This is a genomic window from Streptomyces niveiscabiei (genome assembly GCF_001419795.1).
Lineage (GTDB): Bacteria > Actinomycetota > Actinomycetes > Streptomycetales > Streptomycetaceae > Streptomyces > Streptomyces niveiscabiei.
Genome location: NZ_LIRL01000872.1, coordinates 1 through 5,600, shown reverse-complemented (window position 1 = coordinate 5,600; position 5,600 = coordinate 1). Strand labels below are relative to the sequence as shown.

Here is a 5,600-nt window from a genome sequence, read left to right as displayed (position 1 = left end):
TTCCGGCTGCGCCCCGCCGTCGCCGGACACGACCTGCCGGCCATCGCCCGGGGCCTGGTCCCCGAACTCCAGCGGCGCGGCGCCTTCCGTACCGCGTACGAGGCCGACACCCTGCGCGGGCTGCTCGGCCTGACGCGTCCCGCCAACCGTTACGCAGCCGTCTGAGCGCGAGGAAGAGACCGACGATGAGCAAGCCGCTGAAGCAGATCCATCTCGCCGCCCACTTCCCCGGGGTCAACAACACCACCGTCTGGAGCGACCCGCAGGCGGGCAGCCACATCGAGTTCAGCTCCTTCGCGCACTTCGCGCGCACCGCCGAACGCGCCAAGTTCGACTTCCTGTTCCTCGCCGAGGGCCTGCGCCTGCGCGAACAGGGTGGCAAGATCTACGACCTCGACGTGGTCGGCCGCCCCGACACGTTCACCGTCCTGGCCGCGCTCGCCGCCGTCACCGACCGGCTCGGCCTGACCGGCACGATCAACTCGACGTTCAACGAACCGTACGAAGTGGCCCGGCAGTTCGCGAGCCTCGACCACCTCTCCGCAGGCCGCGCCGCGTGGAACGTGGTCACCTCCTGGGACGCGTTCACCGGCGAGAACTTCCGGCGCGGCGGATTCCTCCCGCAGGACGAGCGCTACTCCCGCGCCAAGGAGTTCCTCGCCACCACCCAGGAACTCTTCGACTCCTGGCAGGGCGACGAGATCCTCGCCGACCAGGCCACGGGCACCTTCCTGCGGGACGCGCGGGCCGGCTCCTTCGTCCACACCGGACAGCACTTCGACATCCACGGCCGGTTCAACGTCCCGCGCAGCCCCCAGGGCCGCCCGGTGATCTTCCAGGCCGGGGACTCCGAGGAGGGCCGCGAGTTCGCCGCCGCCGAGGCCGACGCCATCTTCAGCAGGCACGCGCAACGGGAACAGGGCCAGGCGTTCTACGCGGACGTCAAGAGCCGCCTCGCCAAGTACGGCCGCCGCGCCGACCAGCTGCTGATCCTGCCCGCCGCGACCTTCGTCCTCGGCGACACCGACGAGGAGGCCGAGGCTGCCGCGAAGGAGGTGCGCCGGCAACAGGTCAGCGGGGCCACCGCGCTCAAGCACCTGGAGTTCGTCTGGAACCGCGACCTCTCCGCGTACGACCCCGACGGGCCGCTGCCCGAGATCGATCCCGACGTCAGCGCCGAGCACATCTCCCGGGGCCGCGCACAGGTCAGGATGTACCGCGACCCGCTCGCCACCGCCCGCGAGTGGCGGGAGCTGGCCGAGGCCAACAAGTGGTCCATCCGCGACCTCGTCATCGAGACCGGCAACCGGCAGAACTTCGTCGGCACCCCCGAGACCGTCGCCCGCACCATCGACGAGTACGTCCAGACCGACGCCGCCGACGGGTTCATCCTCGTCCCGCACATCACCCCCGGCGGACTCGACGACTTCGCCGACAAGGTCGTCCCGATCCTCCAGGAACGGGGCGTCTTCCGCGCCGACTACGAGGGCACCACCCTGCGCGACCACCTCGGCCTCGCCCACCCCGACGAGGCGCGCGACACCCGGGCCGCTTCGTGAGGTTCCCCGCGATCACCCTCACCGTCCACCGCCCCGACCCCGCGACCGGCGTCCCGAAGGGCCAGGTCGCGAACGTCCGGCGCAAGGAGGTCCCCGACCCGCCGTTCGACCGGGCACCCGTCCCGGCCGCCGCCTGACAGAAGGAGGCCACGTCCCGTCCTGGCACAGGCGCAGGGCACCGGCCGTTTCGGCGGGCTCTTCCAGGGCCTGCCGAACGACCGATCGCCATCCGTGCCGGCAGACCCCCAGGACGGCCGTCCACGCGTCGCGTCACCGCACGAGTTCCCTCGGCGCCGTATGCCCCGCCACCCTGCGGGAGTCCTCCAGCGTCAGCCTCGCGCAGACGTAGGAGAGACCCCGATGCCGCGACGTCCTGAACAGCGCGACGAGCGAGACGGCCGCCAGGCCGATGGCGGGACCGGACAACGACTCGACGTGGTTGAGGAGGAGGAACCCGCCGACACCCGTCAGCCCGCGTACGAGCCGCGCCCACACCGCCGCCCGGCGCCCGTCGGCGGTGACCGCCCGCAGCCTGACGATCCGCTGCCCGAGACCGGCCCCGCCGCCCGCCAGCGGGAAACCGACCGTGAGCACCAGCCACGGCACCCAGAACCCGACCCGCTCGACGGCCGGGTCGAAGAAGAAGGACGAGTACGCGGGAGCCCCACCGGCGGACAGACCCCCCTGCCACACCCACATCAGCGCCGCGCAGCCCGCGACCGCCAGCACGTACAGGAACCCGAAGCTCATGAGGTCGCACACGGACGCCAGCAGCCGCCTGCGCCAGGTGACGGGGCGCGGCTCGCCGGGTTCGGCGTGGACGCGCTGGCCGGGCACGGCACTGAGCAGCGGGGCGGCCAGCGCGCCGAGCAGGCCCCCCAAGCCGTTCGCGATCAGGTCGTCCACGTCGAACAGCCGGTACGCGCACGGGTAGATGAACCAGTCCCCGGTCAGCTGCGTCGTCTCGATCAGCAGGGACACACCCAGGCCGATGACGGCGGTGACGGGCACGCTGCGCCCGAACAGGTACCGGACGAACATGCCCAGGGGGATGAAGAGCGCCACGTTCAGCAGCACTTGAGTCAGGGCGGGGTCGTGCAGCACCGCCGTGGGACCGCTGCCGGCGGCCGGCCTCCCCATGTCGTGCAGGAAATGGAAGGGGATCACCTGCGGCCGGCGCACCCCGATGGTGGCGCAGAAATCCGACCCGACGGCCGGGAACGGGGCGAACACGTAGAAGAACAGCGCCAGACCGTAGAGGGGCCCGGCGAACGCCAACGCCAGGTTGCCCAGGCCCAGTTCGCCGCGCCGCCGGTACCGCACGGCGATATAGGGCACGAACAGCACGAACGCGGCCACGGACATCAGCAGGGCGGCCCAGACGGCCGGTTCCACCCTGGTATTCATGAGCGGTATTCCTCTCAGCACCGTGCCCTCGGTCGACACCGGCACACGAAAAGCGGATCAGTACGGGCGGAGCGAGCCGATGACGGCCAGAAGCGCGCAGAAGCCGAGATTCAGGACCCGGTGCGACAGGAAGACCGCGACGAACTCGCGGATCGTCGCGCTCGGCCAGAAGTAGCGGGCCGTCCGCGCGCCGACGACCTGCGCCTCGACCTTCTCCCTGCGGGCGATCTGCGCGGCGCGCATGACGTGGAAGTCGTTGGTCACCACCAGCGCCCGGTGGTCCGGCTTGCGGGCCCGCATCAGCGCCTTGCTGAACCGCAGGTTCTCCCGGGTGGTGCGGGACCTGTCCTCGACGAGGATCAGGTCGGCCGGCACGCCGGCCGCGACGAGGTGGTCGGCCATCGCCCGCGCCTCGGGAAGGTCCTCGTCCGGTCCCTGGCCGCCGGACACCAGCAGCATCGTCTCCCGGCCCGCGGCCCGCTGGGAGTCGAAGGCGGCGCGCCCCGGTCCAGCCGGCCGGCCAGCAGCGGCGGGACCCGCGAACCCCCGACGAGCCCGCAGCCGAGCACCACGACGAAGTCGACGGCCCGCCGATGCCGGATCCTGCCGTAGACGAACGAGTAGAGCAGGAAGCACGCGAACAGCAGCGACACGTAACCGAGGACGAAGCCCGCCGCGTTCACCGCGGTCCCCAGCGACTCCCAGCGGGTGCGGTCGGCCAGCGCCTTCAGCGCGACGAACAGCAGGATGCCCGCACCGGCCGCGAGGGACAGCAGGTTCGCCAGGCTCCTGCCCTCGCGACGCAGCATCGTCACCCCGTTCACGATCAGGAAGACCGCCAGCACGAAGGGCAGCAGGACCAGCAGGAGCCAGAGCACCGACACCAGGACCAGGGCCGACGTCGAGGACACCGAGGCCAGTCTGTACAGCAGGCCCAGGGCCAGGAAGAGGAGCGCGAGGAAGAGGTGGACGCCGTTGCGGACGAGTCGTCGGTCGTACAGGAAACCGCAGGCGAACACCAGGAGGAAAAAGCCTGCGGGAGCGAAGACGATCATGCGTCGGGCCCTTTGCCGGTCGACTGAGCGGGCCGTGGGGGAGATCCCCGCCCGAGGAGACGAGCGTCGCACCGCCCGGCGCGGCCCTGCATCGGCCGAATGACCGAGTCGGCGACGGTGCGGAGCCCTGCCCCCGGGAGGCGCCGCTCCCCGCTGGGAGGGAGGCCAACCCCCGCATCGCCCCCGGGTTTCCGGGCGGTCTCCACCGGGCGTCAGCCTGGAAGTTGACGCGATGGCATACCTGAGAGTGACGTGACGGCGGGTCGCGTCACTCTCAGGGGGTCGGCTCTTCGGCCGATACGCGGGATGCGCCCGAACCGGATCATGGAGAAGAGCCCGCTACGGATTCCTCTCCGCGGATTCCTCACCGGCGGACGGAGTGGACGTCGAGGTCGAGGCGCAGGCCGACGAGTCCGGCGGATTCCCCGGCATCAGCGGCCGGACGGTCGAGGAGATCGCCCGGCTCGACGGCGTCGCCGCAGCCGCCGGGCGCGTGGACGGACTGGCCTCCGTCGCCGACCGGAACGGCGGGATCGTCGGCGCGGGCATGCTCGACGAGGGCGCCAACTTCGCGCCGGGGAAGGGCGGCGAGGACGAGCTATACACGTTCACCGACGGCAGCGGCCCCACCGGGGCCGGACAGGTCGCGCTCGACAGGGACATCGCCGACAAGGGCGGCTACGCCGTCGGGGACACCGTGCCCGTCGCCCTCACGGGTCCGGCCAAGCCGTACAAGCTCTCCGGCGTCTTCACCACCGAGGCCACCACGGTGGCCGAGGGCGGCAGCCTGGTGCTGTTCGACACCCCGGTCGCCCAGCGGCTCTTCCTGCGGCCGGGCGTCTACCGGTCCGTCACCGTCACCGCCGCCCCGGGCACTTCCAGCACCGAACTCGCCGCCGCCGTCGGCACACTGCTCCCGGACCACACGCAGGCCCGCACCGGCCGGCAACTCGCCCAGGAGAAGGCCGACACGGCGGCCGGGACGACATCCGCGCCCACTTCAACGGGGGCGTCGACACGGCCCTGAACGTCACGTACGGGTTGCTCGCGCTTTCCCTCGTCATCGCCGTGCTGGGAGTGGTGAACACCCTCGCGATGTCGGTCTTCGAACGGCGGCGGGAGGTCGGCATGCTGCGCGCTGTCGGGCTCGACCGGCGGGGCGTGAGGCTGATGATCCGGCTGGAGGCCGTGGTCATCTCCGTCTTCGGCGCCGTCGTCGGGATCGGGCTCGGAGCCTTCCTGGGCTGGGCCGTCTGCGCGATCACGAAGGCGGACATCCCCGGGTACGCGCTGGTGCTGCCGTGGGAGAGGTTCGGGCTCTTCCTGCTGCTGGCGGCGCTGATCGGCCCGCTGACCGCCATATGGCCCGCCCGCAGCGCGGCCCGGCTGAACATGCTCACCGCGATCAAGGCCGAGTAGCCGGAGGCCAGGGCGACCGGACGACCGACCCCCACACCGACGCGCCTCCCGCACAGGCGGCCAGGCGACCCACGGCCTCCCGGCCACGGCCCTAGCCCTCCCCGGCCACGGCCCTCGCCCTCGCCGGTGCGGCCCTCGCCCCCGCCGGTGCGGCCCTCGC

At 71.9% G+C, this 5,600-nt stretch carries 6 protein-coding genes and 2 pseudogenes; 5 read left to right on the top strand and 3 right to left on the bottom strand.

All coding sequences use genetic code 11. The features are described 5' to 3' along the window. The 3 genes and pseudogenes from AOK24_RS51575 to AOK24_RS48880 form a co-directional block, all read left to right on the top strand. Positions 1 to 165, top strand: a pseudogene (locus AOK24_RS51575) (LLM class flavin-dependent oxidoreductase); the annotation flags it as partial. 20 nt (positions 166 to 185) lie between these two features. Next, the gene (locus tag AOK24_RS35905; RefSeq protein ID WP_055724156.1) at positions 186 to 1,559 is read left to right on the top strand and encodes an NtaA/DmoA family FMN-dependent monooxygenase; all 1,374 of its coding nucleotides are present in this window, start codon (positions 186 to 188) and stop codon (positions 1,557 to 1,559) included. After that, positions 1,556 to 1,696, top strand: coding sequence for a hypothetical protein (locus AOK24_RS48880; protein WP_159052101.1), 141 nt, complete (start codon positions 1,556 to 1,558; stop codon positions 1,694 to 1,696). The genes AOK24_RS35905 and AOK24_RS48880 overlap by 4 nt, the downstream gene beginning before the upstream one ends. A 133-nt stretch (positions 1,697 to 1,829) precedes the next feature. On the opposite strand, the gene AOK24_RS35900 is transcribed toward AOK24_RS48880, so the two are convergent. Genes AOK24_RS35900 through AOK24_RS35895 form a run of 3 tightly spaced genes read right to left on the bottom strand, consistent with a single transcriptional unit; the run spans position 1,830 to position 4,021 of the window. Beyond that, positions 1,830 to 2,966 (bottom strand): VanZ family protein, encoded by a 1,137-nt coding sequence (locus tag AOK24_RS35900; protein ID WP_240554278.1) that lies wholly within the window; start codon positions 2,964 to 2,966, stop codon positions 1,830 to 1,832. Between the two features lie 57 nt (positions 2,967 to 3,023). Next, positions 3,024 to 3,425 carry a YdcF family protein gene (locus tag AOK24_RS51570; protein WP_240554277.1) on the bottom strand — a complete coding sequence of 134 codons (402 nt, stop codon included), beginning with the start codon at positions 3,423 to 3,425 and terminating at the stop codon, positions 3,024 to 3,026. Then, the gene (locus AOK24_RS35895) at positions 3,326 to 4,021 is read right to left on the bottom strand and encodes a hypothetical protein (protein WP_240554276.1); all 696 of its coding nucleotides are present in this window, start codon (positions 4,019 to 4,021) and stop codon (positions 3,326 to 3,328) included. The genes AOK24_RS51570 and AOK24_RS35895 overlap by 100 nt, the downstream gene beginning before the upstream one ends. Before the next feature lie 379 nt (positions 4,022 to 4,400). Here AOK24_RS35895 and AOK24_RS52880 point away from each other — a divergent pair, with 379 nt between their 5' ends. Beyond that, positions 4,401 to 5,048, top strand: a complete 648-nt coding sequence (locus tag AOK24_RS52880) for an ABC transporter permease (protein WP_055724154.1) — start codon at positions 4,401 to 4,403, stop codon at positions 5,046 to 5,048. Then, a pseudogene (locus AOK24_RS52875) lies at positions 5,000 to 5,440 on the top strand (ABC transporter permease); the annotation flags it as partial. The gene AOK24_RS52880 and the pseudogene AOK24_RS52875, both read left to right, overlap by 49 nt. Between the last annotated feature and the right edge of the window lie 160 nt (positions 5,441 to 5,600).

What these genes read in the sequence shown, in the direction of transcription:
- AOK24_RS35905 (WP_055724156.1), top strand. Translation starts at nt 186, where the DNA reads ATGAGCAAGCCGCTGAAGCAGATCCATCTCGCCGCCCACTTCCCCGGG.
- AOK24_RS35900 (WP_240554278.1), bottom strand. Translation starts at nt 2,966, where the DNA reads ATGAATACCAGGGTGGAACCGGCCGTCTGGGCCGCCCTGCTGATGTCC.
- AOK24_RS51570 (WP_240554277.1), bottom strand. Translation starts at nt 3,425, where the DNA reads ATGCTGCTGGTGTCCGGCGGCCAGGGACCGGACGAGGACCTTCCCGAG.
- AOK24_RS35895 (WP_240554276.1), bottom strand. Translation starts at nt 4,021, where the DNA reads ATGATCGTCTTCGCTCCCGCAGGCTTTTTCCTCCTGGTGTTCGCCTGC.